Origin of the sequence: Pandoraea bronchicola (assembly GCF_902459805.1) — a bacterium.
GTDB classification, from domain to species: Bacteria; Pseudomonadota; Gammaproteobacteria; order Burkholderiales; family Burkholderiaceae; genus Pandoraea; species Pandoraea bronchicola.
Window position 1 is genome coordinate 161,003 of sequence record NZ_CABPST010000010.1, and the last position, 26,915, is coordinate 187,917.

Annotated in this window: 26 protein-coding genes and 2 pseudogenes; 10 read left to right on the forward strand and 18 right to left on the reverse strand. The window is 60.4% G+C overall.

What is annotated here, in order from left to right; all coding sequences use genetic code 11:
- Positions 1-15 precede the first annotated feature (15 nt).
- The 6 genes from ribB to PBR20603_RS17915 all read right to left on the reverse strand — a co-directional run bounded on the left by ribB (position 16) and on the right by PBR20603_RS17915 (position 7,847).
- A complete protein-coding gene (gene ribB, locus PBR20603_RS17890; protein WP_150560844.1) occupies positions 16-1,164 on the reverse strand; it encodes a 3,4-dihydroxy-2-butanone-4-phosphate synthase in 1,149 nt (382 codons plus the stop codon).
- Between the two features lie 144 nt (positions 1,165-1,308).
- Positions 1,309-3,570 carry a TonB-dependent receptor gene (locus tag PBR20603_RS17895; RefSeq protein ID WP_150560845.1) on the reverse strand — a complete coding sequence of 754 codons (2,262 nt, stop codon included), beginning with the start codon at positions 3,568-3,570 and terminating at the stop codon, positions 1,309-1,311.
- Between the two features lie 373 nt (positions 3,571-3,943).
- Positions 3,944-5,311 carry an acyl-CoA dehydrogenase family protein gene (locus PBR20603_RS17900; protein ID WP_150560846.1) on the reverse strand — a complete coding sequence of 456 codons (1,368 nt, stop codon included), beginning with the start codon at positions 5,309-5,311 and terminating at the stop codon, positions 3,944-3,946.
- 31 nt (positions 5,312-5,342) lie between these two features.
- A complete protein-coding gene (locus PBR20603_RS17905) occupies positions 5,343-5,939 on the reverse strand; it encodes an NADPH-dependent FMN reductase (RefSeq protein ID WP_150560847.1) in 597 nt (198 codons plus the stop codon).
- On the reverse strand, positions 5,936-6,538 hold the full coding sequence (locus PBR20603_RS17910; RefSeq protein ID WP_150560848.1) for a nitroreductase family protein: 603 nt from the start codon (positions 6,536-6,538) through the stop codon (positions 5,936-5,938). The genes PBR20603_RS17905 and PBR20603_RS17910 overlap by 4 nt, the downstream gene beginning before the upstream one ends.
- 25 nt (positions 6,539-6,563) lie before the next feature.
- Positions 6,564-7,847 carry an acyl-CoA dehydrogenase family protein gene (locus PBR20603_RS17915; protein WP_150560849.1) on the reverse strand — a complete coding sequence of 428 codons (1,284 nt, stop codon included), beginning with the start codon at positions 7,845-7,847 and terminating at the stop codon, positions 6,564-6,566.
- A 236-nt stretch (positions 7,848-8,083) separates the two neighbouring features.
- Between PBR20603_RS17915 and PBR20603_RS17920 the strand changes: the two genes are divergently transcribed.
- Positions 8,084-9,682: a tetratricopeptide repeat protein gene (locus PBR20603_RS17920; RefSeq protein ID WP_150560850.1), complete on the forward strand. Its 1,599-nt coding sequence runs from the start codon at positions 8,084-8,086 to the stop codon at positions 9,680-9,682.
- A gap of 14 nt (positions 9,683-9,696) precedes the next feature.
- On the opposite strand, the gene PBR20603_RS17925 is transcribed toward PBR20603_RS17920, so the two are convergent.
- The 3 genes from PBR20603_RS17925 to PBR20603_RS17935 form a co-directional block, all read right to left on the reverse strand.
- The gene (locus PBR20603_RS17925; RefSeq protein ID WP_150560851.1) at positions 9,697-10,125 is read right to left on the reverse strand and encodes a hypothetical protein; all 429 of its coding nucleotides are present in this window, start codon (positions 10,123-10,125) and stop codon (positions 9,697-9,699) included.
- A 53-nt stretch (positions 10,126-10,178) separates the two neighbouring features.
- Positions 10,179-10,823: a GTP cyclohydrolase II gene (ribA, locus tag PBR20603_RS17930; protein WP_150560852.1), complete on the reverse strand. Its 645-nt coding sequence runs from the start codon at positions 10,821-10,823 to the stop codon at positions 10,179-10,181.
- Between the two features lie 62 nt (positions 10,824-10,885).
- Positions 10,886-12,457: an MFS transporter gene (locus PBR20603_RS17935; protein WP_217425977.1), complete on the reverse strand. Its 1,572-nt coding sequence runs from the start codon at positions 12,455-12,457 to the stop codon at positions 10,886-10,888.
- 305 nt (positions 12,458-12,762) lie between these two features.
- On the opposite strand from PBR20603_RS17935, the gene PBR20603_RS24200 reads away from it, so the two are divergent.
- Complete coding sequence (locus PBR20603_RS24200; protein WP_174977962.1) at positions 12,763-13,080, forward strand: hypothetical protein; 318 nt, start codon at positions 12,763-12,765, stop codon at positions 13,078-13,080.
- Positions 13,081-13,164: 84 nt separating this feature from the next.
- Positions 13,165-13,369: pseudogene (locus PBR20603_RS17945) on the forward strand (IS3 family transposase); the annotation flags it as partial.
- A gap of 25 nt (positions 13,370-13,394) precedes the next feature.
- Here PBR20603_RS17945 and PBR20603_RS17950 read toward each other — a convergent pair.
- Both PBR20603_RS17950 and PBR20603_RS17955 read right to left on the reverse strand, forming a co-directional pair.
- Positions 13,395-14,771: an acyl-CoA dehydrogenase family protein gene (locus PBR20603_RS17950; protein ID WP_150560853.1), complete on the reverse strand. Its 1,377-nt coding sequence runs from the start codon at positions 14,769-14,771 to the stop codon at positions 13,395-13,397.
- Positions 14,772-14,931: 160 nt separating this feature from the next.
- A complete protein-coding gene (locus PBR20603_RS17955) occupies positions 14,932-15,453 on the reverse strand; it encodes a hypothetical protein (RefSeq protein ID WP_150560854.1) in 522 nt (173 codons plus the stop codon).
- A gap of 628 nt (positions 15,454-16,081) precedes the next feature.
- Between PBR20603_RS17955 and PBR20603_RS17965 the strand changes: the two genes are divergently transcribed.
- The gene (locus tag PBR20603_RS17965) at positions 16,082-16,504 is read left to right on the forward strand and encodes a nuclear transport factor 2 family protein (RefSeq protein WP_150560855.1); all 423 of its coding nucleotides are present in this window, start codon (positions 16,082-16,084) and stop codon (positions 16,502-16,504) included.
- Positions 16,505-16,690: 186 nt separating this feature from the next.
- Here the strand turns inward: PBR20603_RS17965 and PBR20603_RS17970 are convergent.
- The 5 genes and pseudogenes from PBR20603_RS17970 to PBR20603_RS17990 form a co-directional block, all read right to left on the reverse strand.
- Positions 16,691-16,988 (reverse strand): annotated as a pseudogene (locus PBR20603_RS17970) (transposase); the annotation flags it as partial.
- A gap of 29 nt (positions 16,989-17,017) precedes the next feature.
- Positions 17,018-18,274 (reverse strand): MFS transporter, encoded by a 1,257-nt coding sequence (locus PBR20603_RS17975; protein ID WP_150560856.1) that lies wholly within the window; start codon positions 18,272-18,274, stop codon positions 17,018-17,020.
- On the reverse strand, positions 18,271-18,600 hold the full coding sequence (locus PBR20603_RS17980; RefSeq protein ID WP_150560857.1) for a hypothetical protein: 330 nt from the start codon (positions 18,598-18,600) through the stop codon (positions 18,271-18,273). Before PBR20603_RS17980 ends, PBR20603_RS17975 begins: the two co-directional genes overlap by 4 nt.
- A 2-nt stretch (positions 18,601-18,602) precedes the next feature.
- A complete protein-coding gene (locus PBR20603_RS17985) occupies positions 18,603-19,166 on the reverse strand; it encodes an isochorismatase family protein (RefSeq protein WP_150560858.1) in 564 nt (187 codons plus the stop codon).
- 29 nt (positions 19,167-19,195) lie between these two features.
- Positions 19,196-19,648, reverse strand: coding sequence for a MarR family winged helix-turn-helix transcriptional regulator (locus tag PBR20603_RS17990; protein ID WP_150560859.1), 453 nt, complete (start codon positions 19,646-19,648; stop codon positions 19,196-19,198).
- A 374-nt stretch (positions 19,649-20,022) separates the two neighbouring features.
- On the opposite strand from PBR20603_RS17990, the gene PBR20603_RS17995 reads away from it, so the two are divergent.
- From PBR20603_RS17995 to PBR20603_RS18015, 5 genes are all read left to right on the forward strand, one after another.
- Positions 20,023-20,769, forward strand: a complete 747-nt coding sequence (locus PBR20603_RS17995; protein ID WP_150560886.1) for an SDR family oxidoreductase — start codon at positions 20,023-20,025, stop codon at positions 20,767-20,769.
- Positions 20,770-20,919: 150 nt separating this feature from the next.
- Positions 20,920-21,774, forward strand: coding sequence for a DJ-1/PfpI family protein (locus PBR20603_RS18000; protein WP_150560860.1), 855 nt, complete (start codon positions 20,920-20,922; stop codon positions 21,772-21,774).
- Positions 21,775-21,902: 128 nt separating this feature from the next.
- A complete protein-coding gene (locus PBR20603_RS18005; RefSeq protein ID WP_150560861.1) occupies positions 21,903-22,367 on the forward strand; it encodes a YybH family protein in 465 nt (154 codons plus the stop codon).
- A 198-nt stretch (positions 22,368-22,565) separates the two neighbouring features.
- Positions 22,566-23,612, forward strand: coding sequence for an SDR family oxidoreductase (locus PBR20603_RS18010; protein WP_150560862.1), 1,047 nt, complete (start codon positions 22,566-22,568; stop codon positions 23,610-23,612).
- A gap of 203 nt (positions 23,613-23,815) precedes the next feature.
- Positions 23,816-24,526 carry a DJ-1/PfpI family protein gene (locus PBR20603_RS18015; protein WP_150560863.1) on the forward strand — a complete coding sequence of 237 codons (711 nt, stop codon included), beginning with the start codon at positions 23,816-23,818 and terminating at the stop codon, positions 24,524-24,526.
- 29 nt (positions 24,527-24,555) lie between these two features.
- Here the strand turns inward: PBR20603_RS18015 and PBR20603_RS18020 are convergent, their stop codons facing one another.
- Positions 24,556-25,503 (reverse strand): GlxA family transcriptional regulator, encoded by a 948-nt coding sequence (locus tag PBR20603_RS18020; protein ID WP_150560864.1) that lies wholly within the window; start codon positions 25,501-25,503, stop codon positions 24,556-24,558.
- 207 nt (positions 25,504-25,710) lie between these two features.
- On the opposite strand from PBR20603_RS18020, the gene PBR20603_RS18025 reads away from it, so the two are divergent.
- Positions 25,711-26,130 carry a Rid family hydrolase gene (locus PBR20603_RS18025; protein WP_150560865.1) on the forward strand — a complete coding sequence of 140 codons (420 nt, stop codon included), beginning with the start codon at positions 25,711-25,713 and terminating at the stop codon, positions 26,128-26,130.
- Between the two features lie 33 nt (positions 26,131-26,163).
- On the opposite strand, the gene PBR20603_RS18030 is transcribed toward PBR20603_RS18025, so the two are convergent.
- Positions 26,164-26,907, reverse strand: coding sequence for an SDR family oxidoreductase (locus tag PBR20603_RS18030; RefSeq protein ID WP_150560866.1), 744 nt, complete (start codon positions 26,905-26,907; stop codon positions 26,164-26,166).
- Between the last annotated feature and the right edge of the window lie 8 nt (positions 26,908-26,915).

Below are 26,915 nucleotides of genomic sequence, written 5' to 3' on the forward strand. Positions count from 1 at the left end.
TCTTCGTCCGTAGCCCTAGGGGGCAACGGCCACGTCGATGCGCCGTTCTCCCAGTACAGACAGTCCATACCCCGACACGGCAACCAGACTGTGCCGGTGGTTCGATAGCAGGATAACTTGCCGGATACCGAGCTCGGCCAGCACCATGGCGCCGGCGCCGTAGTCACGAAGCTCCTTGACCTCCGCGTCGCGGTCATCCTGGCCGCGCAGCCGCACCGCCGCAGTGAACGCGTCAGCGCGCGGCTTGTTAATGATCACCACGACGCCAGCCCCTTCCTTGGCAATCATTTGCATCGACTGCGCGAGATAGGACGATTGCTCGCCGACCTCGCCAAAAGCGTCGGCAAAAATCGACAGCGCATGCATTCGCACCAGTACCGGCCGTTCAGGGTCGATGACACCCTTGACCAGCGCCACCTGCTCGGTCTTGCTCGCCTTGTTCCAGAACACGTGCGCCTGCCACGGGCCGCCCCACCTGCTATGGAAGGCCACCGCAGCTCGTTGTTCGAGGGGATGGTCGTGAAGCAGCCGGTGCGCGATCAGGTCGCGGATCGTGCCGATCTTCATGCCGTGTTTCCGCGCGAATACGATCAGATCATCCAGGCGCGCCATCGTGCCATCGTCCTTCATGATTTCGCAGATGACCCCGGACGGGTTGAGCCCGGCCAAGCGCGCCACGTCCACCGAGGCTTCCGTGTGGCCCGCGCGAATCAGCACGCCGCCGTCCCGTGCGCGCAACGGAAAGACATGCCCCGGGCTCACGATGTCCGCCGGACCTTTGGCGGTGTCGATGGCCACAGAGATCGTTCGCGCCCTGTCCGCCGCCGAGATCCCGGTGCTCACGCCCTCACGCGCCTCGATCGACACGGTGAACGCAGTTTCGTGGCGCGTTCCGTTCGCGCGGCTCATCGGCTCCAGCCTGAGCTGATCAACGCGCTCCTCGGACAGCGCAAGACAGATCAATCCCCTGCCATGCGTTGCCATGAAGTTGATTGCCTCCGGCGTCGCCATCTGCGCCGGAATGACCAGATCCCCCTCGTTTTCGCGGTCCTCGTCGTCCACCAGGATGAACATGCGCCCGTTACGTGCCTCGTTGATGATCTCCTGCGCAGAGGATATCCGTGTTTCGGTCTCGCGGACCTGCCTGATTCCGTCGTTGATCATGTTAAGTCCCTCTGTTGCACCTCGGCCGGCCACCCGCCGACGCCGCCAATCAAGGCCGCACCGGGAAGAGACCTTCCTGGCCGCGGCACCGTATGAACGCCGATCCCCAGACTTTGGCCAAGGATCTTGAATGTCATTTTCAACCTATAACTTGTAGCGAAAACCGACATAAACGGAGCGTGGCTGTCCAAGACCCTGCCCACGAGAATTGGTCGCACCAGGCGCTAGCGCGATATGTTGACTGGTCGAGACCAGACCACCAGTCACCGCGTATCTAGTGTTGAATGCGTTCTCCAGAATGCCAAACATCTCCCAATGCTTATTGATGCGATATTGGAAATTGGCGCTCGCGACAAAGTATCCTGGCACCTTTCCCATGGCGTTGATTTCATCACCGAAATAGTAGGAACTCGATACTGCTCGCAGCGAGGTCCCGACGACCCAGTTCGGCGTCACGTCGACTTTCATGCTCACTATCAACTGGTGCCTTGGCTCGTTTGGCAATACGTTTCCCGGTTTCACATGAATGTAGCCACTTGCGTCTGCTGAAGTATTGATTGGCTGAAAGAGCGAGAACGACGATTTGAAACGGGCATCGGTGTAGATGTAACCGACGGAGGTCGTCACCGCACCGATGCCAATCTCAGCCCCAAGCTTCACTCCCTGCCGGCGTACCACGCCGACGTTGGCAAGCGACGGCCGGCCGGTACTTGCTGCCACGTAGGTATAGTCAGAAATGTCGGTGCGGTATAGGGCGGCGTTCCAGGCTAATTGGGCGCCAGCTATCGGAAAGCCCAGGTCTGACAACTGACCGCGGAGGCCGATTTTGTAGGTGTGATAAATAGATTGATTCGTGATCGTGTCGGAAACAAACCAGGGCGGCACCGAATTGCATGCCGATTCCCTGTCCTCACAAAACGTTCCCGAAGGCGAGAGCACGCGAGCCGCCTCTGAATAGCCACCATAGGCGATCAATCCCGGCGCAATCGCATAAGTCGCTCCGACGGAAGGAGCGAAATGGGTAAAAGTGCGATTTTGGTTAAACGACGGGCGCGTGCCGCGCAGGTCGCGCTGTTCAACACGCGAATAGCTGAAGCGCCCGCCGGCAGCGACTTTCAGTTTATCGGTGATGTCAACAGCATCGGTCGCGTACAGCCCAACATAGTCGGCGGTTGCGTTGGCGTCTTCCGGCAGGCCTGTCGGCGGGGAGTTGGTTGTACCAAGATTGGTCCCATAGCCTCCGTCGTCGTTCATGGTGCCGATAAGCTGTCTGTAGTTGGCCCACGCGTGCGCCCGGTTGTAGTCGATACCCATGGTGAGATTGTTGGGGCGCCCCAAAAGCTGTCCACGATTGGATGCGCTTGCCGCCGCCCCCCATGATGTCGTCTCGCTTTTCAACACTTGTTGATAGGCGTAGTAATCAGCGCCGGCAGAGCGAAACTGATTGCCATTGATGTCCATGTATGGCGCACCGAGACTGCAGAGTAAGGTCGGGTCGCTCGAACAATCGTTCACCAGGGCGCCGCCAAGCGTGATCACCTGCGTGCTTTTGAATTTACCGAACGATAGTTTGCTCTGAGCCGTCCACCCGTCACCCAGGGCGTAGCTTCCAGTGAGTTTGAGGTGAGTGCTGTTCGTGCCGAACGAAGAAGGATAATTGAGTTGTGCCGTTGGATCTGCCGCAATGAGTTCCACGGGTGACAGCAGCGCACCCTTGTTAGTGCTCGATACGGTATGCACGATGAAATGGTATTCGTTGCCTCCAGTTCGCCAGCCCAGATCACCGTGAGCCTGCCGCATTCGGGCGCCGGCATGCTGTTGCCAGCCATTGTCCTTGACGTCGCTGTAGGCGCCGAATAGCGCAAAGTCGCCGATCTGCCCACCTGCCTGCGTCAGTCCCTGAATGCGTCCGTAGGAACCACCCATTAAATTTATTTCGGCCCCATGATAAGTAAAGCCATTTGCCAGAGGAGCCGGCCCCAACAATGCGTCAAATCCATCGAGGAGAGCGACAGGGCCGATGCCGGCGAGGGCAGGGCCGGGCATGATGCGGGTATTGGATATCTTAAAGTCGGGCTCGCCAGCCCCAATGGGTATGGGAAATACAGGCCCGACCTCGGTCTTGGGTACGCTCATCATTGGCAGGTCAATGGCGCCTGACGGTGGCGGTTCTCCAGGACCGGACGACGGCGGTGCATGCATGCTGGAAGCGCTGTCTGGCCCAGGCATCGGGCTTGGGGTGGCGCTCGAAGCGGCGGCCGTAGGTGGTGCACTTGCGGCGTCGGCGCTCGACGCAGCGGCCTCAGGTGGTGCACTTGCGGCGTCCGCTTTCCCGATCGTGAGGGCGAGCGGCACGCTTGCCGCCAGCAGAAAGGGGAGCCACGGAGATCGGCTCGGTGTATTCATGTTTTTGTCTCCTATAAATCAAGCTTTTCTCCGTCCGGCATGATGGGGCTCTAACGGCCTGTTCCGGACGGGTGCTCTTGTGTGCGCTCCTACCGAGCGCGCATCTTTTTCGACTGACCTTTCGCGCGGACGTGAAAGGCTTCGATGCGGATGGGGCCAACAGATGCTGGTTGATTCCACGGCGCTGCGGCGCGTGGGCTTTGTCGAACAAAGTCACTGCGTCGCGCGCGCCCGCTGCCCCTTGGGATCGATGTGGTTCCGACGTTCGGCGTTGTGCTTACAAGGCAAAGCGATCTGACGACTTCGACGCCCACACCCTACCGGCTGGGCCTCGCCGCCATGCACCAACGCCCGCAGACGATTGAGAATCCGCTTATGGGCGAGGTTCTTCCATCTTCGGCTTTGCGCTGCGTTCGGGCACCGCTCCGCCAAACATGGCAAAGGGCGGGTGACCGAGGAGTCGGCGACCGTTGACCTCCGCCTGCGGGTCGAGGCGAATGGCGCCGTGCGATGTCAGGACGCGGGCATCCCGGACGAAGCGTTGAATCGGGTTGCCGAGGCCGACGGTGGACGAGCCAATCGTCTTCTGCAGGAGGTTGATCGCGTCTTCGCAAAGGTTGGCGACGTACGCAACACTAAGGCTGATTTCGCTCTCCTCCTCACGCGAGAAGTCGCGACCCTCAGCCGTTCGCGCGTCGACCTGGTCAGCGATGCCTTCGAGCGTTGCAGCGGAAACATTGATCATCGCCAGAGCCTTTCCTGCGGCGACCTGCGCGCTCGCCATGTCACCGATCGTCGGGTACGGAAGGCTGAAGGGCTGGCGCTTGTTGGCTTGCGCGATGAAGCAGGAGAGCGTGCCACGAGCCATGCCCAGCACAATCGCGGCGTCGGCAATCGATACCGTAATGAGCAGTGCGGTTCCGTGCTGCCGGTAGCCAGGCCCGCTGTAGCGCTGGTGCAATTCGCCGAACCGCCTCGGGTATTCCGCAAGGTCGAGGAATCGATGCTCTGGAACGAAGGTCTCGGTTGCGACCCGAATCGAGTTGCTCGAGGTTCCCGACAGCCCGCTCACATGCCAGTCGTCGACGATCTCGTAGTCGGGCCGCGGCAACACGACGACACCGCGGCCGGTGCCTGGGTGGGTGGCCGGGTCGTACTCGATACCGAGCATGGCCCAGCGGGCGTGCTTACAGCCGCTTCCGAACGCCCATTTTCCTTCGATCATCCACCCGCCCTCGACGCGACGGCCGCGGCCCACGTTCGTGGCGAACACCGAGGCTCCGACTACAGCGGGTCCAACCCATCCTTGCGCGTCGGCACGAACCTCGTCGACGATCTTGGGGTCGAGGGCCAACAAGTTCTTGACCCCAATTCCCACGAAGGCCGCCCATCCCGCTGACCCGTCTGCCTCTCCAAGAACGCTGATGATCTCAAGCAGGTCGCGTGTACCAAGCCCGTACCCACCCCACTCGATGGGCATGGTCATCTTGTAGACGCCCGCATCATCGAGCGCCTTGAGCACTTGCGGCGTCAGCGCGCCGATTCGCTCGCCTTCCTGAGCCTGTTGGCGAATGAGTGGCATCAGCGCCCGCACCTTGGCGGCGATGGCGCGGCCTGCGTCGGTGAGCCAAGGCGACTCAACGGCACCAGTCGGTGCCGTTGGGGGAAATGGCGGATGGCCATCCGGCCCCACAGGGGGAGCCAGCACCTGATCGCGAATTGATTTATTAGGAAGTGACATGTCTAATTTTCTTGGCAAATGTTTAGGTATCTTAAGTAACTTGGCCAACTGCGTAGCGCGTTGAACGTGCCGCAAATTCGACAACTTGGCGGCCGACCAAATTCAGCTGGTTGGCCGCGGCCTGGTCCTGGCAGGCGCCGTCGGAGAAAACCCGCTCGCTCGTATTGATCGCGGCTCCCATCGGGGTGGGCCAGCCACGCAGCGAGTGGACGATCAAGCGCAGCGCACCAAGCGTTCCGCCGGTCGCCTGCCAGCCATAGGCGGTGGCGATCAAACCGACGGGGACACCGTCCAGATAGACCCGCTCGTCCTTCGCCATTTCTTCGAAATAGTCGATCGCATTCTTGACGAGGCCGGAAATGGTTCCGTGATAGCCGGGGCTTGCGATGAGGAGGCCGTCCGCGGCACGGACGGCTTCGATCAATGCGTGTCCATCACCATTGCGCGCGGTGCAACCGGGTACATAGTGAGGCAGTGCGAGTAGATACTCTCCGCCAAAGAGCTGGGTCCGCCCACCTGCCGCTTCGGCAACCGCAAGCGCAACACCCAGCGCCTGCTCGGTCGATGAGCCCTTTACGGATGTACCACCGATGCCCACGATGAACGGCTTGGAAGAGAGTGTTTTCATGGCCTGAATACCCCCTCCATCACCACCTCCTCGACCGGCCGCCGAACATTGGGCTGTTCGCGCTCTTGAAGGGGGGGCGGCAACACGCTCTTGTCCCCGATCCGGCCGATGGCGATGACCGTTTCAACCCGGAAGTTATCCGGTACGTTCAGCACCCCGGCAGCGTGCTCGACATCGAACCCCGCCATCGCATGCGCGTGCCAACCAAGCTTCGTCGCCTGCAGCGCGAGATAGGCCCACGCCGCGCCAGCGTCGAGCGAATGGCTGTAAGACGGACTCGGGCTAGGAGCGCCTGGAAGCTGTGCCGTGGTTGCAGAAACCAGCACGACCAAGGCGGACGCCCGCACCGCCCAACCCTGGTTCATGGGAACCAGGAGATTGAAAAGTCGCGACCACTCCGGTGTATCCCGGCGGGCGTAGATGAAGCGCCACGGCTGCGAATTGAACGAGGACGGTGCCCAGTGAGCAGCGTCGAAGATCGTCATCAGATCCTCTTCGGAAATGATGGCCTTGTCGTCAAAGGCCCGGGGCGACCAGCGGTCCAGAAAGATGGGGTCGACGGCGTACGTCGACACACGGTTGTTTGAGGAAGTGGGCATATAGAAATTTCTCCTTTGAAAATAATCAGCGCTGTGCCAAGCCGCCGGCAAACATGTTGAAAGGCGCAATGCCAAGGACATGCCGCCCCGCGATTTCCGCAGCCGGGTCCCGACGGATGGCCCCGTGGGTCAGCATCACTCGCACGTCCCGAGCGAAACGTTGGATGGGGTTGCGTAGGCTGACCGATGAAGAACCGATGCAGAGCTGCATCTCGTCGATCGCTTCGCCACAGAGGTTGGCGGCATGGACGATCGTCATCGTGGCGAGGGATTCCTCGCGAGGCGAGAAATCCTCTCCGCGGCGGGCTCGTGCATCGACCTCGTCGGCCGTCTGCATGATCAAGGCCTCGGCCGCCTGCACCATGGCATAGACCCGCCCCGCAACGACCTGAGTCGACGGCATCGTCGCCACCGTTTCATAAGGCAGGTTGAATGGAACGCGCTTATTGGCCTGTTCGACAAAGGAGTCAAGGCAGCCCCTGGCCATGCCGAGTGCAATCGCGATATTGGCGAGCGCCGTGGACAGCATCGTCCCCAGAGGACCCATGCGATAGGTCAGGCCCTCGTATTTCTGCGGCAGCGAGGCCAGGGCGGCGGGCAGGTCTGCGTGGCGCACCACACGGTATGCCGGGACGAAGAGTTTGTTGCGGGCGACGATGCTGTTGCTCGAACTCGCGGCCATGCCCATGACATGCCAATCGTCCAGGATCTCGTACTGATCTCGAGCGAGTAGCGCCAAACCGCGAACCGGCTTGCCATCTTCTTGCCACTCGATACCGACGACCGCCCACGCGGCATAGCTGCAGCCGCTGCCATACATCCACTTGCCCGTGACATGGAACCCATCGTCGGTGCGCGTGGCCTGGCCGACGATGGTGGAAAAGATCGACGCCCCGACCGCAGCCGGCCCGACCCAGTTCGGAAGCGTCGCGCTGACTTCATCGACCGCCTGCGGGCTGAAGGCAAGGACCATACGGATGCCGGACGCGGCGAAACCGCTCCAGCCTGCTGATCCGTCGGCATAGGACGCGGCGGCGATCACCTCGACGAGGTCGCGCGCACCGAAAGCTGAGCCGCCAAACTTCTTCGGCAGCGTGATCCGGAAGAAACCGGTTTCATCCAGTGCACGCAACGCCTCCGGTACGAGGGCTGTCGCTTTTTCGCTCTCCCAAGCGGTGTCGCGCAGAAGGGGTGTCAATGCCTTGATCGCGTCGCGCATCTTCACTGCTTCGGGGCTCGGCCCCCTGACACCGACGGAGGCCGCGCTGGAACCGGCGTCGGTGTTTGCCGGCTTGCTGAGTTGGTTCATGTCGTTTTCATTGGGTTGTAGAAGCTGAGGTAGTGTCGCCAACGCAGCAGGAAAGCGAGGTCTCGGAGGGTTACGACGATTCCACGACGGTCACGGCTTCGGCTGAGTTGAGTCGCTGCAGGCTCGTGACGTCATGTGACCTAGCCACCGGCGGGCGTAGGTATATACCCCGTGCGTCGGGAGACGGGAAACTCAATAGAATCGAGTGGCCATCGTGTAGGACGTACGAAAAAAGTATGCTTTCAGATTGCAATCCCTCTCTCGAACTGCAGAAAGAACGCATTGCTGCGGCGCTTCACGCCATAACGCACAGCGAAACCTTCCGTCGCGCGAAGCGTCTACGGCAGCTATTGCAATATCTGGTGTCAGAAACCTTGGCTGGCCGCGGCGAACGGCTGAAACAGTTCACCATTGCCGTTGAAGCCTTCGGTCACGACGGCGACTTTCACCCGCAACTTCAGACCAGCGTGCGAACCGAGGCGTGGCGTTTGAGATCCCGCCTGGAGGTCTATTTTCAAACTGAAGGGGTGAACGATGAGGTGAGAATCTCATTGCCAAAGGGCGGCTTCATGCCAACCTTCAGGTTTGAGAGAAAAGACAATGAGCCGGCGGCGCTGCAGCCGCTCGCCCGCCAAGCCATCGCGACACGGCTGCTGATTCTCCCGTTCTCAGGCTTGAGCATCCACGATTCAGACATCGTGACGGCGTTTCACGATGAAATCAGCCTGTGTCTGGCCAATCTACCGAGCATGGTGGTGCTTTCCCGGAACTCCAGCGAAGGGTTTGGTCAGATCGAGAACGCGTTGCCGCATGCCCTGCGAGTATCTCAGGCTTCCTACGTGATGGAGGGCAGTCTGTTCCGCCAAGGGCAGACCTATCGATTGAATCTGCGAATCATTGATCCGAACCAGGATGTGACCGTCTGGTCCGCACGTCATGAACAACATGTGGAGGACGTGATCGCCTTTCAAAGACGGGTTGCCACAGACGTTGCGGCTTCGGTGCAATCCTGGCTGCGTTCCCGCCCGCCGTCGATCACGGTGGAAGACGACATGGCCCCGCGTCATGTATTACGCGACAACGTGTTGCTGCGTGAGTATCTCCGTCGCGCGATTCGGGACCGCACCGCGGGCGAGCAGGTGGCGCTCGGGCTGGGCTGCCTCACGTCCGGCCGTATCGACGAAGCGGCACGGATGTTCAACCAAGCGATCATGGCCAATCCGGCAGACGGTCTGCCGCATACCGTCATGGGATTGGGACACCTTCAATCCGGCCGATTGCAGGACGCATTCCAAGCCGCAGAACGCGGGGTAGAACTCGCTCCGCGGTCCGCATTTGCGCATTCATCGCTGGCTGCCATCTGCATGCACATGCGCGACTTTGACGGTGCAATCGTATTTGCCCAGAGGTCGGTGGCTCTGGCGCCCGAGTTCGATGTGGCCAAGCTGTTGCTGGGCGATTGCTTTCTCTATGCAGGATTCCATAAGACAGCGATCGCCCAACTGGAAGAGGTATGCCGCCTGGTGGATGAACATCCCGTGGCTTTGGCGCACCTCGGCTACGCCTACGCGCGCAGCGGAAGAGAAATCGAAGCGAGACGTCTTCTGAGCGTCCTGCAAGAAGGCCGTCATCGACCGGATGACGCCAACTTTGCGGCCATGACCTTGATCCACACCGGACTCGGAGATGTCGAACAGGCGTTTCAATGCCTGGATTGTGCTTTGACGTCCCGCAACCAGATGCAGGAACTGCCGTTACTCACCTCGCCTGCTTATGATGGCCTCCGAGCGCATCCGGCGTTCAACTCCATGGCGAGCCGTTTGAACGTTTCTTAGCCTCGGCAAGCGACTTACTTCGCCAACTCGTCGATTCGGCGTTCACTCAGCACTGACAACGCATCTCTGGAGACGGCCACCAAGCTGTTCTGGCGATTCGAGCGCAGCGATGACTCGCTGAACTCCGAGTCGCCACGCACGGGTCTGGAAGCTCTCGTTGCAGAAACGTTTCGTGGTTTGCCACCGCTCTGATGATCCCTCCGGCATTCATCGTCGCAGAAGGCGATAGGGGGGGGATTGCAGGGCAATTCCCCCAACCTGAACCAGACGATCCAACGCGTACTTGTCCGTTCTTCGTTTTCGATGCCTATCGCGTTCGCGACGGAAAACTGGTCGAACATTGGAGCGGCATCAACAAGATTGCGCCGCCAGGGCCCCTCGGTAATCAAGGTCGCCGCGCCGATCGTGGTCATGCTTATCGCGTCGGTGTAGTTGAAGGCCATGGGTCAACGACATCGCGGCTGCTGTCGTTCGAGCGGACACTTGACCGAAGAGATTAAGGGATCGCCGTCAGGAAGTGCCCCAGGCGCTGGTGCTTGGTCTGCAGGTAGCGGCGGTTGTGCGACTGCGCCGGCACCTCGTGCGCACTGCGCTCCAGCACTTCGATGCCGGCCGATTCCAAGGCTGCGACCTTGCGCGGGTTATTGCTCATCAGCCGCACCGAGCTAAAGCCCAACTGCTTGAGGATGGCCACGGCGACGCCATAGTCGCGCGAATCCACCGGATGGCCGAGAGCGCGGTTGGCGTCCACCGTGTCCAGGCCCCGGTCCTGCAGTTGGTAGGCCGCCAGCTTCTGCGCCAGACCGATGCCGCGGCCCTCATGGCCACGCAGGTAGATCAGCAGGCCTCGGCCTTCCCTTGCGATGCGCTCCAGCGCGAGCGTGAGCTGGGGGCCGCAGTCGCAACGCAGCGAGCCGAAGAGGTCGCCGGTAGCGCATTCGGAATGCATGCGCAGCAGCACACCGGCCGGTGTGCCGACTGCGGTCGGCTGGTCGAGCCCGAGGCTGAGCACCACGTGTTCGAGGGCATCCCCCTCGCGCAGGTAAACCTGGGCGAGGAACTCGCCATGAACCGTGGGCAGGGGGGCTTGGCCGGCGCAGCGGATGCTTGGAATCAACGAGGCAGGGACGGTCTGAGTCATCGGAAAGCAGAGATTGTTGCGCCAGGTGTCGGCGTCGCGCGGCTCGACGCCACTACCTTCGATTACGAAAGTGGATCGCTGTTCTCAACCACGCCCACCCACGGCCTCGGGTACTTCGGGAGCAGAGCGGCGAGAATGACAGCGATCACGCCGCTTCCGGTGAGTATCAGCAGGGGAACGGCGTAGCTGCCGGAAGCCGCCTTGATCACGGTGACGAGGAATGGGGACAGTGCCAGAATCGGCGACGTGATCGCAAGGGTCAGACCTTGCAATGCAGCGAACGATTTCAGTCCGAAGTACCTCGCTATCAATGTGGGGCCGAGTGTCGATTCTGCGCCGCTTGCGAAACCGAGGAATGCCATGGAGACGTAAAGAAGCACTACAGAGCCGGTATTGACGAGCGCCAGCGCCAGACCGACCGGCACCGTCGCGAGGAGCGCCGCCACGACCCATGGATGGCTGGCCCGATCAAGTACGGCCCCGGCGGCGAGTAATCCGATAACCGACGTACTGAAGAGCACGGACAGCGCGAGGGACACCGTTGCTGGATCGATGCCGCTCTGCCCGTAAAAGTCCACCGCGGTCATGCGCATCGCAATCGGTCCCGCGGCGGACAGTATGAGGAACAGCGTAATGAAGATCCATGCGCGCGTCGGTATTGCCTTTTTAAACGGCACACCCGGCAGATTGACATCCACGGTTTTCGGCATGGTCACAACGGGTGTCGGCTTCGGTTCGGATATGAGCCAGAGCACAGCCGGGATGCCGATGACGGCGATCGCGATTGCAATCAAATGGTAGGTACCGTCCCAGCCGAATCCCGTAAAGACACCTGGGTTGACAGCAGAAAGCCCCCCGTGCACTGCAGCAAGATTGCCATCCAGAGCCGGCACGGCCCCATCCAGCGACCGATGTGCACTCGATGGCGCGGCCCCGTTGACGCCCGGCATCATCGAGAGCGACACCGCAGCATTGCCGTTCACCAGCCACTGGAGCAGCGGAGAGAAGACAGCGCTGAAGAGGCTGGATGCGACTCCGATAAGGCCAAATCCGACCCCGCGGTGTTCGGGAAACCACTCAGAGATAACTTTGAACGCTATGCCCAGGCTTGCACTGAACCCAGAGATCGACGCGAGAACGAGGAGTGTTCCCAGTAGCCAGGTCGTACCTGCAAAGAAGGGGACGATCCCCGTGAGGATCGCGTACAGGATAATCGCAGGAAGCGCAACGCGGCGAACCCCCAGCTGATCTGCCCATCGTCCAGCGAGAGGCAGGACGAGCGGGCCGAGGATCAGCGGCAGGGTGGCGAAGATAAGCATCGCTAGCGGCAGTGGCGCGCCTGTCTTCATCGCGAATGCTGGCACCACGAACGGGGTTAACGCTGAGAGGCCGGCGGGGCCCATAGCCACGAGGAGGAGGCTTCCGATGAGTGCAGCCTTGGCTCGACCTGGCACCATCATGAATTCGGCGAGGTACTGTTTCAAACTGAGCTTCGGCGGAGCGCCGTCGTCCGTCTGTGTCGTCCCGGTTCGGGGCTCGGAGCCAGTGACACCGACGCAGGCCGCGCTGGAACCGGCGACGAAGTCTGCCGGCTTGACGAGCTGGTTCATGTCGTTTTCGTTGAGTTGGTTCATGTCGATTTCATTGGGTTGGAGACGCTGAGGTAGTGTCGCCAACGCAGTAGGAAAACAAAGTCTCAGAGGGTTACGACACTGAGCTTGCCCCGGCAAAACGAATCTCTTGCTGAGCGTTTAAACTCAAGCCTGACCCGTGTTGGGATTGGCCAAGCTGACCTGGTGTCGACCTGTCGATCGGTTCCGGCATTCCCCGAGCGTTGCCGGACTCACCGTCTGTGACCCGATAGACGCTTTGTACTGCACCATGAGTGTCCTGTCCTGCGAGTGGGGTTGGCGTTGCGCCCACGACAATGGATACAAGCATGGAACAAAACGAAGTGATTCGGAGCGTTGACACGCATCTGAATACACATGTCGGGGCTGTGATCGGCGACACGGGCAGGCTTCTTGGAACGCTATCGGTCTCGACCGGCAGGGCTGGATATCTCGATCTGTTGACATGGGCGAATTCGTTTGGCTCTTTACGAATCGAAGTGTTGGAAGTCAATCGTCCCGGTCTGCAATCAACGCCTTATGGACCATTGCCATGGTTCGGATGCGCAGCGATCCGCACACCCGCGCCTATGTCGAGCGCCGGACGAAGGAAGGCATGTCCAGCAAGGAAATCCACCACTGCCTGAAGCGCTATATCGTCCGGGAGTGGTACCCGCTCATTCTGAGCCGAGCTGGCCGATTCGACCTCTTCTGCTTGACATAGGGGCGTCAACGCGCCGACCGAAAGCCTGTGGGGTTCGCTGAACGTTGCACGCCGGCATGGCCGGAACTTCGCCACCCGGCGTGCGGCCATGGATGAAATCGTTGACTGGCTTGGCCTTTGTAATTCGCGCCGGCTACGTCAGCCCCATGACGTTCGAGAAAAACTGGTTCGCTGCTCGGCAGGGGCGAGCCGCGTCAATCTCTCTGCTATAGGATTCGTGAAACAGGGGCAAGGTCACTAAGCACGAGGTCCCGTCCCCCCGGGCGGCGGAACCTGTGATGGGTCCGCACTTGGCGCAGGGGCGCTGAGTGCGGCGATCATCGGGAAAGGCTCAAAGCCGAACATGTCTCGTCCGCTGATTTCGGCCGTCGGGTCGATGCGGAATGCACCATGCGTCGCCAGTACATGGATATCGCGTACCGCGCGCTGCAGAGGATTGCTGAGGACGACGGCGGACGAGCCAAGTGCGAGCAGCAAGCCATCAACCATGCGGAGGCACTCGTGCATTTGGTGGACCAGGTCCATCGTGATCTCGGGCTCATCCCACGGGAAGAACTCCTCCTGCGCGAGTGCCCGCCGGTCGATCTCATCGACGTGACGCCAGAGGACGGCATTGGCGCCGTTGAGCACCGCCCGAGCTTTGCCGGCCACGATCTGGATCGACGCCATCTCCGACATCGTCTTGTAGGGAACGTTGAACGGCGGGCGCTTCTTCGCCTGTTCGAGGAACGATTCGAGGGCGCCTTGCGCGATACCAACCGCCAGTGCGGCGAAGGTGCAAGTCGTGGCGAGCATGCCGCCAATCGGACTGTGCTTGAAGGCAAGCCCGGCGTACTTTCCACGCAGCGCGTCCGTGATTCGCGGCAGGTCATCAATGTGGACGACGCGGTAGTCGGGCACGAAGACTTCCTCGTCTGCTCGGACGCTGTTCGAGCTCGTCGCCTGCAGACCCATGACGTGCCAGTCGTCGACGATCGAATACTGGTCTCGCGCGAGTATCCCCAACCCGCGCCGGCGAGTGCCTGTGGCTGCATCGTCGTATTCGAACCCGACTCCGCCCCAGGCTGCGTGTTTGCAACCGCTGCCGAAAGACCATTTCCCCTTGAGCATGTAGCCGCCGTCGACCTTGCGGCCGTCGCCGACCTTCTGCGCGAAGACGGTGGCGCCAAACATGATCGGGCCGACCCAATCGTGGATGCTGGCGAAGACCTCGTCGCGGGCTTTCGCGTCGAAGCCAAGCGCGTTCCTGGCCGCGCTCGAGACGATCACGAGCCAGCCGGCCGACGCATCGCCCTGACCGAGCGCCTTGACGACCTCCGCAGAGTCGCGCGCGCCGAGGGCCAACCCGCCAAGCTCGATCGGAATTGCGATCTTGAAGGCCCCCACGCGGTGGACGGCCTCCAGCGTGGCGGGGGCCAGGGCGCCGAGCTGCTCGCCTTCGGCAGCGTGCTTGCGCAACAGCGGCAGCATCTCGAGGATTTCATCACGCATCCGACGCCCAGCCTCGCTGAGGTACGGCGACTCGGGAAACTTCGGCTGGCGGGCCAAAGGCCCTCCCAGCGGCGGCACTCCGGAAGGGGGAGCTCCTGTGGGCGTCTTAATTTCGAAGGTCATCAGTTTGTACTCTACGTCTATCGTGGTTGAGCGTCAGGTTGCGTCAGGAAGCGAGGCCCTGCCGGTAGACCGGGTGCAGGCATCGGCGACGGCTCGTCCGTGAACCCTGTCGACGACAGGCTCCGCAAGGCGCCCAGGACGAGCGCTCCCTTCGGCATTTTCAATTTCCCATCGGGTTCTGACCGGGCACCACTTTGCGGAAGGTGCTCCAGTGCTCGGCGATCTTGCCGTTGTGGACTCGAAATACCGTGAGGATGTTCCACTCGTAGGTCGCGCCGAGCACAACTGGATCGGGTGCCAGTTCGCGCATCATGAGGCAGCCGACCTCACCGTCGAGAATGACGCTCACAACGGGCGGCGGTGTCGTGCCGGTGATGGGCACAAACCGAAATTGCTCAATGAGTTTCTCACGGCCATGGCCAAATGCGTTTGGGTCGTGCTGAATGTAGTCCTCGGCGATGTACTTCGTCATCACCTCAACTACGCGCTCTTGCACCACATTGTCGCGAACGATCCGGGAAAGGTCGGCTTCGAACTCGATGAGCAGCCGTTTAATCGCGGTGCGCTCTGGCGACGGGTCCGCCGCAACAGCGGCCTTGAACTCGTCGTTGTCAAGCCAGTTCTTGTAGATGGCGGGATCGCTAATCTCAGCGACGCCGTTAACGATTGTGAATCCGCTCATTGTTGGGTTCCTTCATTCAGGGGATCTGCGCGGCGCGGGAGCGTCGCAACTACATACTGTGTCGGCGCACCGGCTCGCTTGCCTTGGCGTACCGCGCCGGAACCGGCGACGAAGGCTGCCGGCTTGCTGAGTTGGTTCATGTGGTTTTCACTGGGTTGGAGACGCTGAGGTAGTGTCGCCGACGCAGTCGGAAAACAAGGTCTCAGAGGGTTACGACATTTTCTCCACCGCCCCTTAGACTTCGAGCGAAACAAGGGGCCTGAATGCGTGACCTCACCTCGGTGAGGCGCACGCCCACAGGGTGAGCCGTCCGGCACAGGCACATTCGGTACCGCCTCGAAGGCTTCGCCCAACGTGCCCTGTGCCACATCGGGCGGCACGATGCGACGCTCGCTCTTGCGGCTGAACAACTGGCGCTGGAACCACGCGAGTGGCGCGCGCAATTGCGCGTTCTTGCTGACCGCCTGAACGGTTCGCAGGCCTTATCAACAGGACGCGCGTGACGCGACCTCCTGTGACTTCCGCATTCCTTGGCCGGCCGTTCATACTTTGCGCCCAGACGCCTCGCGCACCGAAGCAGCGCAAAGCCGGGATTTGTTCATTTGATGTTCCGACACGGAAGAAGACCATGACTAACCAGTTTCAACAGACGGATCAGGCAGCTCGCAACCGGCAGCTTGTCATCGATTTTTACCGGCACGTGTTTGATGCCCGGAATCCCGCGGCGGTAAAGGATTACGTCACGGAGGACTACCAGCAGCACAGTTCCCATCTGCCCAGCGGCCGCGCAGGCCTGGAGGCGCTCGTGGCCGAAATGTTTCGCGGCCTGCCGCCGCTGCCGGTCCGGCCGGACCTCGTCATTCCGCCGGCGCTTATCGTTGCCGAGGGCGATATGGTAGTGATTGCCGGCGAATTCCCTCAGCCCGAGCCGGAAGACCCGACGCGAACCTATCCCTTTTTCGTTTTCGATGCCTATCGCGTCCGGGACGGAAAGCTCGCGGAACATTGGAGCGGTATTAACAAGATCGCGCCGCCTAAGCATCCGAAGTAGAAAGGCAGCCAAAGGCGGCGGCGAACGGTTCTGTCGCATTCCAGTATCGATGACGGTATGTCACCGCCAATGGTATCGAGGGACTTCATCTTTGAGGCTGTTGTCGCAGAGTTGGTACTGAACCTCCGTCGCGGTCCGCGGAGCGGCGGTAAGTGCCTGTGGTATTTCTCGGTATCGTTGGCGGTACCCTTTGCGTGACATCGAGCGAACCAGCTTTGCGTCGGCAATGCGAGTTAGCCAGCCCGGCCAGCGGCAGTGAGCGCCACGGTCGGAGTGCACAATAGGCTGCTCGCCTGTGGGGGCAATGGTCTCGATGGATACATCTGACATCGATTTCACTAGCCCGGCGTCCGGTCGCGTGCCGATGGACCAACTGACAACCATCCCGTCAAAGCCATCGATGACCGGTGACAGATAGACCTTACCGGCAGGGGATCTGGAACCCGGTGATGTCGGTGAGCCATTTCTCATTTGGTACCGCTGCGCCGATTGCGCTGATCGTGTCGTTCAACATCAGCGTGCGTTGTGCCCCTCGTGAAGTTCGTTCCGCCACGGCCGATGAGCCTGCCGCGTCATGGTGTAGGCGGCCACGATGGCTGCTGCGAAGCCTGATGCCGCGCCAACAGCAAGCGACCAACGCGGCCCGAAGTGGCCGGCCACCCAACCCACGATCGGAGCACCGATCGGCGTGCCCCCAAGCGCGATGGCCACACGCAGTGCCATGACCCGCCCTCGCATGCTGGCCTCGGTCGTGAGCTGCATCAGGCTGTTGGTCGCATTGGTGAAGGTCATGCCAGCTACGCCGATGAGGACCAGTGCGCCGGCGAACAGCCAATAGTTCGGGGCAATCGCAGCCAGCGTGCAGCCGAGTCCAAAAATCGCGGCACCGATCAGCAGGGACATGAATCGTGGCCGATCGCGGCCAGCGGCAAGCAGTGCTCCCGACACGGTACCGATGGCCATGACCGACGACAGGAGGCCGTAGGCACGTGCATCGGTGTGGAAGACACTGGCGGCCATGGTCGAGATGAAGATCGGGAAATTTAGTCCGAACGTGCCGATCAGGAACAGCATGATCAGGATCGCCTTGAGGTCCGATCGGGACCACACGTAGCGCAATCCCTCGGTGAGACTCCCCTTGGTGCGGTGTGCCCGTGCGTTCGCATGCAGCCCCGAGACGCGTAGCAGAAACAGGGAGGCCAGCACCGCGACGAAACTCGCGCCGTTGAGCAGGAACGCCCAACCGGTGCCAACCGAAGCGATGAGCAGGCCGGCCACCGCTGGCCCAATCATTCGCGCCGCGTTGAACGAGGTCGAGTTGAGCGCGACCGCGTTTGGCAGCTCCGCATCGCCGACCAGTTCTGCCACAAAGGTCTGGCGCACGGGAGCATCGAATGCCGAGGCGCATCCGGACAGCAGGGCGAACACGTAGACGTGCCAGAGCTGGACGCTGCCAGTGACGGTGAGAAGCCCCAGCGCCAAGGCAAGAAAACCCATTGTCGCCTGGGTCGCCATCAGGAGCTTACGCTGGTTGTAGTGATCGGCCGCAAAGCCGCTCCAGGGCAGCAGCAGGAGCTGTGGCCCGAACTGGAGCGCCATAACCGTGCCCAGGGCCGACGCATCGTGATGGCCGAGTTGGGTGAGGACCAACCAGTCCTGGGCCGTACGCTGCATCCATGTCCCGACATTCGAGACCAGTGCCCCGGCCGCCCAGATCCGGTAGTTGAAGTTTCTCAGCGAACGGAAGACACCTGTTGGCGCTGCACTCACGAACGCTTCGGCGCATTGCCGCCGTGGAAGCGGCCGAATAGTCGCGCGGAAAGCAATCCGATGGCCAGAATGCCGAGCCCGAGGGAGACTGCATCACTCGTGCGCCTCAGGTCGAAGTCACCCACGCGGCAGATGAGCACGTAGCCGGCGACCAGATTGAGAAACCCCCAAAGCACATTGACAGTCGATGACGACAGTCCTTCCCCCGGCGGTTTCGCGAACGGACTCTGGAACGGCTCTCCCATCACGCCGGCGACGAAGTGCGGCACAGCGTTCGTAAGAAACGCGCCGCCGAAGCACCAGGACACAAGATGAAGCCATGCCATTGTCACGCGCTCCTCGTTGCGAGCAGATCGATGATGTCTTGAGCCGTGCCCGTTTCGCCCAGCTTCGGAAAAACGTTCTTGATGCTGTAGTCATGTGCGTCGGCGCGCGCGTCCGTCATGGCGTCGAGGGCCAGGGTGACATTGAAACCGTGCTCATACGCCTGACGCGCGGTCGCTTCGACGCCAGTCCCGGTGGCGACACCGGTGATGACGACCTGGGTAACGCCCAGCGCCTTTAGCCGGTCTTCGAGATCCGTATTGGCGAACGCGCCCCAGGTTCGCTTCGTCACGACGATATCGTTGGGTTGCCGATCGAGCTCGGGGATGAAGTCAGTCCACCCAGCCGGGAACAATCCGTTGTGACGTGGCCGCTCGGTACGGCCCGGCGCTACGCCGGCGACGTTGACGAGAACGACCGGCAGGCCGCGTTCGCGAAACGCATCGAGCAGTGCACGCGAGCGATCCACGATCCCGTCAATGGGATGAATAAAAGGGGAGCCCAAGATGCCTTTTTGCAGGTCAACGATGATTAGGGCGGTGTGCGGATCCAGCGTGGTGAGGGTCACGCTATTTCCTGAAATGGGGCGGGGTTAGCTCAGAAATCAGCGAGGCGCTGCAGCAGCTTCACTGCAGCCGCGAGTTCGCCTTGTTCCTTGGGCGACAGTTGCGCCTGCAGGGCACGGACGAGCCAGTCGTCTTTGGCGGCCCGGCTCTCCTTGAGGGTCTTCCGAAAACCCGGCGTCAGGTCAAAGAGGGTTTGCCGGCCATCGGTCGGATCGGGTTTGCCACTGACGGCCTTCATCACCTCCAGACCGGCCACCGTGATGCGCATGGACTGCGGGCGGACGCTCTCTGCTCGGGCTAGGGCAGACACGGTGGCGGGGCCGTCACGGTCTAGGCGGAGAAGCACCGACTTCTGGGCAGACGTGAAGTCCCCCGGATGGGCTTGCTCCCGCACCCGTCGAATCAGTTTGCCCAGGGAAATGCGCAGTTCGCCGGCTAGGGCGGCAGCTGATGGCGCCTTGGAGATGAGTGATGATTTGACCATGTCCAGACCATAACATAAATACAGAAAAACTGTACAGATTAACTGTGCAGATTAACTGTATTGATAGGTGCGCTGGATGGCGGTGTGCCGTCGATGCATGGCCTTCGGCAGCAAAAATCCCTGGAGATTGCGTCCGGGGATGACGATCTCAGCGTCGCCCGGCGTCGCCAAGCCGCGCTGCCGTGTCGGGGGCGAACGGTCGGCCACTGTCCTTCAACAGACTTGCTAAGTGTGTCTCTTTTTGAGGGATATAAGTCCTTTGAGTCATTCCATGCGGGTTCCATAATTTGCTCATGAAATCAAGTCGAGGCAAGCGCAGCAGCACCTTGACGCTTTTGTTTGATTGATAACGAAGCAGAGAAAGGACCATGGAAATGAGGCTTAAGCATAAATCAGCTTTGATCACGGGGGGCACGAGTGGCATCGGTCTTGCCACTGCCAAACGCTTCATTGCGGAAGGTGCCAAAGTGGCGGTAACTGGTCGCGACGAGGCCGTGTTTGATCGTGTCAAGGCCGAACTTGGCGAGAACGCGCTCGTCCTCAAGGGCGATGTACGTTCGATCAAGGACATGCGAGCGATTGCGGCCGAGGTGAAAGAGAAGTTCGGTGGCCTGGATATCGTTTTTGCCAATGCTGGTTGGGCTTTCCCATCGGCACTCAACGACATTGACGACGAACTCTACAGCGAGATCATGGACATCAACGTCAAGGGCGTGGTGATCACGCTTCAAGCGGTGCTGCCGGACTTGAGAGAGGGCGCCTCAGTCATTCTCAACACATCGTTCGTCGATCAGACCGGCAAGCATGGCATTTCGCTGACCGCGGCGGCAAAGGCCGCCGTGCGGTCGCTTGCCCGTAGCTGGTCCTACGAGTTTCTCGATCGCAAAATCCGCTTTAATGCGATCGCTCCCGGCGCGATGGAGACGCCCCTGATCGGCAGATGGGGTATGGCCGACGAGGACGTTCGCAACCTGAAGGTGGAACTCGCGAAAACCATTCCGGTGGGCCACATGGGCAAGGCCGAGGACATCGCCCACGCGGCACTTTATCTCGCTAGTGACGAATCGTCCTATGTCATCGGCACCGAACTGGTCGTCGACGGTGGGGCTTCGCAGCTTTAAGTCTTCGGTGTCCGATTGCAGCCTCTGAACGTCATCGCCGCCTATCCCAACCCAAATTAATGCCCGCCAGGATTTTCGTCGTGGTGGATCTTCAATCTGGCCCAACTTGGCTGCGCTTGGCGAGGGGCCAAAGTGCAAGGAGAAATTGTCTTGACCGACCATAGCAAAGATAGCGCCTCTGGAGAGCAACTCACCAGCGCAGGGCATTCCCGCCGAGGTGCCCTCAAGTTTGGAAGCATCGCCGCGCTCGGCGCCGTAGTGGGGGGTGGCGCCTTGTTTGGCGGCGCCACTCCCGCTTTTGCGCAGGCGGGCAGTAAGGCGGAGCTTGCTCCGAATGAACCCCTCAATATTCTGATCGTGAATTACGACGGGGGGACGCTTCTCGATTTCGCCGGCCCCAGCGAGATTTTTCACCGGTTGCCGAATACGAATGTTCGCTATGCGAGTCTCAATGGTGGCAACGTCACCCTCGAGTTCGGGGTTGTTTATGGCAACACTGAGCGATTGGCAGATATCGAGAAAACCGACCTGATCCTGGTGCCTGGCGGATCCGATTTGTCGGCGCCCATGCGTCCAGACTACCTGAAGCAGATTCGACGCCTGGCCGACGGTGCCAAACACGTCACATCGGTTTGCAACGGATCGCTCGTACTGGCCGCGACTGGCATCCTCAAGGGCAAGCGAAGTGCCTGTCATTGGGCCTTCGTCAACAAGCTCGCCGAATATGGCGCGATCGGTGTTCCAGATCGTTTTGTGGAAGACGACAACGGCCGGTTCATGAGCGGCGGAGGCGTGACAGCGGGCATTGACTTTGCACTTCGCGTTGCCGCGAAGATGAGGGGGCAACAGGCCGCCGAATTCACTCAGCTCGCGATCGAATACGATCCCGCTCCGCCATTCCATTCCGGTCATCCCAGAGATGCGCGGCCAGAAGTCATCGCGATGGTCGACAAGAAGTTGCCCGGCGCATCCAAGGGCCTCGCCACAATCCCAGGCGTTCGCTGAAATACCCGCTGGCGACGTCTATGAGGACATTGGCTATTTGCTCTGAAGCCGCAACATGCGTTACCTGCGGCACCCCGTCCAATTTGATGCAGTCACCTTCACTTTCCCCCCTGATTGGAAACAGATAGATGCGACAAATTCGTCATTTTGCAGCTGCCGTTGCAGTTTGCGTTTCGCCTTTCGTGGTTGCCCTGCCGGCATTCGCCAATGGCCCGCAGCCTCAAACCGAAGCGGCCATCAAGGCCGAGAACGCTCGATGGGTGCAAGCCTATGCGCGCGGCGATTACGAGGCGATAGGCCGTCTCTACACAAAAGACGGCTCGCTCCTTCCGCCCGGAGGCAACAGGATCATCGGGGCCGCAGCCATCGTCGAGCACTTCACGAAAGCCAACACCGGATCTCAGTCTGACACCGTATCTTTCAGCAATTACGAATTCTACGGAAACGATCAGGTCGTCACCGAGGTGTCGGATGCCGAGATCCACGATCACGGTGGAAAGCTCAAATACCGAGGCAAGCAGATTCTCATCTTCTTGAAGCAGGACGGCACTTGGAAGCTGCATCGCGACATGTGGAATGATTCCGCTCCCTGACTGGCGTTAGAGCCCCCGCATTGTCTTGACGGGGGCCGTTCTGTCCCATACCGAGGCCAATGCCCCGTTTCACACACGTCGCCGCGGACCTGCTGCGACGTGTTGAAAAGGCCAAAGAGGCCAAAGAGGCCCAAAAAGGGCAGGTGGGCAGGTTGCAAGCGCGGAAATTAACGTAATCGTTTTGTGAGTGTCCTAGCCATGAAGACGGTTGTCGTTGCAGGTGCGGTGGGCGTCATAGGCCGAGGCGTCCTCGCGTTCTATGAAGACAAGGAGGTGAACCTGGTGGCAGTCTCCCGTCGGGCACCGGACTTTCCCACGCGCGCGACGCATCTGCCGGTCGACCTGCTCGACCGCGATGCCTGTGAGCGATTCTTTTCTCAGGTACCGCACGCCACCCACCTCGTGTTCGCTGCCTATCAAGACAAGTCCTCCCCGGCAGAACTCGTCGACGTAAATCTGCTGATGCTCAGGAACATGGTCGAGGTTATGGAGAAGCATGCGCCGGACCTGAGGCACGTCACGCTGATGCAGGGGGGCAAGGCTTATGGAGTGCAACTCGGCGCAATGCCGCTCTCGCCGGCAAAAGAGAGCGACCCGCGCCATATGCCACCCAATTTCTATTACGACCAAGAGGACTTTCTCAGAGACCGCTCGGTTGGGAAGGCATGGTCTTGGACAGCGCTTCGTCCGGAAGGCGTTGCTGGCCTGGCGGTCGGGAATCCGATGAATCTGCTTATGGTGATTGCCATCTATGGGACTATCGCAAAAGCGCTTTCCGTTCCCATGTCGTTTCCCGGGCCTCGTGCTGCCTACGACGCGCTGTATCAGGTGACGGACACGCGGATTCTCGCTCGAGCCGTAGATTGGGCCGGGGACACTGCGCAATGCCGCGGCGAGGTCTACAACATCACCAATGGCGACTACTTCCGCTGGGCCCGGGTCTGGCCACGCTTGGCCGAGTTCTTCGGCGTTCCCGCAAGGGAACCGATCCCGATGTCGTTGCACCAGGTCATGGCGGGCAAAGCCGAACTATGGAATGAGCTGGTCAGACAGCGTGGCCTGCGGCCGTACGCCTACGACGAAATCGTATCGTGGAAGTTCGGCGACCTGATTTTCAAGTCAACCTTCGACAACGTCACGAGCACCATCAAGGCACGCAAGCACGGATTCCACGATTGCATCGATAGCGAGGAAATGTACCTCGAAATGCTGGAAGACTTACGGCAGCAGCGGTACATCCCGTGACGTCGGCGTCCAATTGGCTCTGTGATGCCGGCTTCACGCGTGAGGATCTATCTATTCCGCAGCAGCGCAGCCAGTGCGATGACTTGAGGGGTATTAGGCGCCACATGGTCGGCGCGCAGCAGGTTGGCCTAGTTCACCCGAACACGGTTGATAACGTTCGGTTTCGGTGTTTGGTCATCGTATGGACCACGAGGGCAAGCGGTATGAAGACGATTCCTGAAAATAGGCATTTGAAGATTGGCGGCTTGATCTTCCCGAGCATGGACCAATGTGATTTCACAGGTCCCTTTGAAGTGCTGTCGCGCATTCCGAACTCGACGTTCCACACCTTGTGGAAAGACAAAGGTACGGTGCGGGATATGCGAGGCCTGCAACTGGTTCCGGATACTTCGTTCGAAGACGCGCCTCAACTCGATGTGCTGCTCGTTCCGGGAGGGTATGGCCAGGAAGAGGCCGCAACAAACAAGGAAGTTCTCGCATTTATTCGTGAGCAAGCCAAGCGTGCCTTGTACGTGTACTCGGTATGCACCGGCGCGCTTCTATGCGGCGCCGCTGGCTTGCTCCACGGCCGAAAGGCGACAACGCACTGGACAGCAATGGAAGCGTTGCCGTTCTACGGTGCCATCCCCAGCGATGACCGCGTCGTCATCGACGGAAATTACGTGAGCGCAGGAGGTGTTACATCAGGCATCGACGGCTCTCTCATCGTGGCCGCACTGCTTCGCGGAGATCAGATAGCAAAGGAGCTTCAACTCTACATGGCCTACGACCCCCAACCGCCATTTGATTCAGGGTCTCCTGCGAGGGCATCCGCTGAGGTGTTGAACAACGTCCGTGCGCGAGCACAGGAAATCACTGCGCAGCGCCTAGCTAGCGCCCGCGAGTATGCGCGCCGGGGCTTGGCTCCTTTATAACGACGCATTCGGCGCTTTCCATCGGTCAATCAACGGTTGCCGGTGAGCCTGCTTTCGCGTCGGATCGATTGCGGCGGATGCCCATACAGCTTGACGAAGGCTCTGCGCATTCGCTCCGGATCGGTGAACCCCACAGCGAGAGCAATCTGCTCGATGGGTTCGCTACCGTCTTGCAAGCGCAGCCGCGCGGCTTCAACTCGCAAACGCTCGACCGCCTTGGCAGGTGTTTCGCCCGTCTCCCGGCGGAAGGCTCGCCCGAACTGTCTCGGACTTAGATTTGCAGCGTCCGCGAGTCGCTCGACAGGTAATGCTTCGGTCAAATGTTCCCTGGCAAAATTCAGCGCGATGCGAATGCGATCCGATTCCGGGTCCATTTGCGACATGGCCGAGAATTGGGACTGACCTCCTGGCCGGCGATACGGAACAACTAAGAGCTGCGAGACGTTGCGCGCAGTTTCCGCGCCCATATCTTTTTCGATCATGGCTAGCGCCAAGTCGATTCCAGAGGCGATACCTGCCGATGTCCACATGCGACCGTCCGCGATGTAGATACTATCGCCCTCGACTCTGGTGCGAGGGTAGCGAGACTGCAATTGAGCGGTGTAGCGCCAGTGCGTTGTTGCTCTCAGTTCGTTCAATAGGCCGGCTTCCGCAAGCAAAAATGCCCCCGTACACACGCTTGCCACCCGCGACGCTTTGGCACTCAATTTCTTGGCAGCCGCGACGTTCTCCGATTCCTGCATGGGGTCTATATCGCCACCTACGAAGATGACAGTATCAAACGCGCGTCTTCCAATTGGCTTTGTTTCGATCGAAAGCCCCGCATTGCCAGGAACCAATCCTCCCGCCGGTGAGATGACATGAAGATCATATGGAGTATGACCAACGGCTGTGGCTACCTGATTAAAAGTCGAAAGCGGGCCAGCAAGGTCAAGCGCATCGTAGCCACGGCAAACGAAGAATCCAATTCGATGCATGAAGATATTGCCAACCGAGAAGCCTGAGTTGTCGCATTTTAAGGGAAGTTTGAAGATAGAACTGTTTGTCCTAAATCGAGGGAAAAACGTCTTTTGAGACGGCTTAAATCAGGCGTATGGTGGATGGCCTGAGCGGTGCGGGCAAGTCATCGAAGATCTAGCCGTTCATGTCGCTCGATAGAGAGAATCAAGACAAGGACATAAGGAATGACCAAGAAAGCGTTTGAGATCCCCGCGGATCACCCGATGTTTGCTGCGACGCAAAGCGGCTACGAGAGTTATGGTTATTCGCCAGCCGTTCGCGCGGGCAACTTCCTTTTCATCGCTGGTGAAGTCGGTTTTCGATCCGACGGCTCGGTTCCCGAGAGCGTTGCCGAACAGACTGAGGTTGCCCTGGAGCGAACCAAGGAAATCCTACGGCTGCAGGGGCTTACGATGGCCGATCTTGTCGAGGTGGTGAGCTATCACGTCAATCTTAAAGATACGGTCGATGAGTTCTTGCCGGTCAAGGCCCGTTACACCGAGCGTCCGTTCCCTGCCTGGTCGATAATCGGGGTCGAGGCGCTCGCGCTTCCCCAACTCAAGATTGAAATTCGAAGCGTCGCTGTTTTTCCCGAAGGGAAATAACCAGGAGGGATACGGACGCCGCTGGTGTCCGGTTCAGTGTCCGTCGGCCAACATCTCAGCGTCAGCGCCGGCCGGAATCCGCATGGCGCTTGACGGATCGGTCACCGCGCGCCACACCGCTTCGGCCACATCCCGCGCATGGGTGATCGGTCCCGGTTCACGCAATCCCGCCATGAAGCGCTGTACGACCCCGGCATACGCCTCGTGGTCGAGACCCTGCATGTGGGCGCGTCCATTCTCGCCGAAGCGGGTCTCCGGCGCACGCCCTGGCAGCACCAGGTGTGCGCGCACACCGAACGCCCCGAGTTCCAATGCCATCGACTCGGTGAACGCGTTCACCGCCGCCTTGCTCGCGGTATAGGCGGCGATCAGCGGAATTGCTTTCAAGGTGACGCTCGACGTGACGTTCACCACGACGCCGGCTCTGCATTCTCTGAATTGCGGCAGCACCGCCTGCGTCACAGCCATCGTGCCGAAGGTATTGGTCTCGAAGAGTTCGCGTATCGTCGGCAGCGGGGCGAACTCAAAAGGCGCTGCCGAACCGAAGCCTGCATTGTTGACGAGAGCATCTAGCGGCCCCGCGGCCTCGACCGCCTGCCGGATGCTTTCCGGATCCGTCACGTCGAGCGCGAGTACGCGTAGATTTGCGTGGCTGGGCAGCACGTCCTCTCGCGGCGTGCGCATTGTCGCGACAACCTTCCAATTGCGCTCGAGGAAGTACCGGGCAGTTTCAAGGCCGAAGCCGGAAGAGCATCCGGTGATCAAAACGGTTTTCATTGGGTGGC